The organism is Streptomyces sp. URMC 123 (assembly GCF_051386515.1).
Lineage (GTDB): Bacteria > Actinomycetota > Actinomycetes > Streptomycetales > Streptomycetaceae > Streptomyces.
The window spans coordinates 1-2,181 of the sequence record NZ_JBPQTV010000552.1 but is presented as its reverse complement, the minus strand read 5'-3'; the positions used below and the strand labels follow the sequence as shown (position 1 = coordinate 2,181).

Below are 2,181 nucleotides of genomic sequence, written 5' to 3'. Positions count from 1 at the left end.
GACGATCAGACCGCGCCGCCCCGGCCGGCGCGGTCTGATCGTCGGACTGGTGCTCGCCCTCGCGCTCGCCGGGGGCGGCGGCTGGCTGCTCTACGGGTCCGCGTGGCTGCGGGTGGAGCGGGTGACGACCACCGGCACCCTGGTGCTCACCCCCGAGGCGGTGCGCTCGGCGGCCGACATCCCGCTCGGGGTTCCCATGGCCGCCGTGGACACCGACGGGGTCGCCGACCGCCTGCGTCAGCGACTGCCGCGTATCGCCCAGGTCGATGTCGTCCGGGTGTGGCCGCGCTCGATCGCTCTGAAAGTGACCGAGAGAAAGCCCCAAGTGGTGCTGGAAAAGGGCGGAAAGTTCATCGAAGTGGACGCGGACGGCGTGCGTTTCGCGACCGTCGACACCCCGCCCAAGGGCGTGCCCCGGCTGGAGTGGGACGGGGGCGCGCCGGCGGACGGCGGCCGGTTCGGCGCGGAGCGGCTCCAGCGCTCGGCGGCGCGGGTCGCCGCCGAACTCCCCGGCCCCGTTCACCAGGACACCCGTGTGATCCGCGTGCGCTCGTACGACGCGATCGCGCTCGAGCTGACGCGCGGACGTACCGTCATGTGGGGGAGCCCCGAACGGGGCAGGGCGAAGGCCGCTTCCCTGGTCGCCCTGATGAAAGCCGCACGTGATGCCCACCACTTCGACGTCAGCGTTCCCAGTGCTCCCGCCGCTACGGGGAGTTGACGCGCCGGGGCGCCGCCCAGCACCCTGGTTGGCTAGCGCTATGCGTGATCACATAGGGTGAAAAGAAAAACGGGAGGTTCGGCGTGTTCGTTGAACGCGCAGCACTTGTCGACTTAGTGTCTCGTTCGAAGAGTCCACAGAGCAGACACACTGGTAACCCTAAACTTGACCGTTAGGGTTCGGGTCGGCGTTCGGACCGTCCCATCGGCATCAGTCGGCGCACCGCCCATCCGGAGCGCGGACACGTAACTCGAGGCGAGAGGCCTTCGACGTGGCAGCACCGCAGAACTACCTCGCAGTCATCAAGGTCGTCGGCATCGGCGGCGGTGGCGTCAACGCCATCAACCGGATGATCGAGGTCGGTCTCAAGGGCGTCGAGTTCATCGCGATCAACACCGATGCACAGGCCCTGCTCATGAGCGACGCCGACGTCAAGCTCGACGTCGGCCGCGAGCTCACCCGCGGGCTCGGCGCGGGCGCCAACCCCGATGTCGGCCGGAAGGCCGCGGAGGACCACCGCGAGGAGATCGAGGAGGTCCTCAAGGGGGCCGACATGGTCTTCGTCACCGCGGGCGAGGGCGGTGGCACCGGCACCGGCGGCGCCCCCGTCGTCGCCAACATCGCCCGTTCCCTGGGCGCCCTGACGATCGGTGTGGTCACCCGGCCGTTCACCTTCGAGGGACGCCGCCGCGCCAACCAGGCCGAGGACGGCATCGCCCAGCTCCGCGACGAGGTCGACACCCTCATCGTCATCCCCAACGACCGGCTGCTGTCCATCTCGGACCGCCAGGTCAGCGTGCTGGACGCGTTCAAGTCCGCCGACCAGGTGCTGCTCTCCGGCGTGCAGGGCATCACCGACCTCATCACCACCCCGGGCCTGATCAACCTCGACTTCGCCGACGTGAAGTCCGTGATGTCCGAGGCCGGCTCGGCGCTCATGGGCATCGGCTCCGCGCGCGGCGACGACCGTGCCGTGGCCGCCGCGGAGATGGCCATCTCCTCGCCGCTGCTGGAGGCGTCGATCGACGGCGCCCGCGGTGTGCTGCTGTCCATCTCCGGCGGCTCCGACCTGGGTCTCTTCGAGATCAACGAGGCGGCCCAGCTGGTCAGCGAGGCCGCCCACCCCGAGGCGAACATCATCTTCGGCGCGGTCATCGATGACGCGCTCGGCGACGAGGTCCGGGTCACCGTCATCGCGGCGGGCTTCGACGGCGGTCAGCCGCCGGCCAAGAACCGCGACAAGGTCCTCGGCTCCTACGGCTCCGGCCGCGAGGAGGGCTCGGCGCCCGCCGCCGCCACCGCGGGCGCCGCCCGCCCGGTGGCCCCGGCCGAGAGCCGTCCCTCGTTCGGCGGCCTCGGCAGCCTCCCGGGCCGCGAGGGCGGCGGCTCGGAGCGGGCGGGCGAGCCGGAGCGGGCCGAGCCCGCGCCCGCCGGCGAGCTCCCCTCGCCCCCGGCCACCC

General features: G+C 71.5%; 2 protein-coding genes. Both read left to right on the top strand.

Annotated features, from left to right (window positions below; translation table 11 throughout):
- The first annotated feature begins 4 nt into the window (after window positions 1-4).
- Window positions 5-721 (top strand): cell division protein FtsQ/DivIB, encoded by a 717-nt coding sequence (locus ACSNOD_RS30615; protein ID WP_436770341.1) that lies wholly within the window; start codon window positions 5-7, stop codon window positions 719-721.
- A gap of 271 nt (window positions 722-992) precedes the next feature.
- On the top strand, window positions 993-2,181 hold a 1,189-nt coding region (gene ftsZ, locus ACSNOD_RS30610; RefSeq protein WP_436770340.1), incomplete at its 3' end, for a cell division protein FtsZ.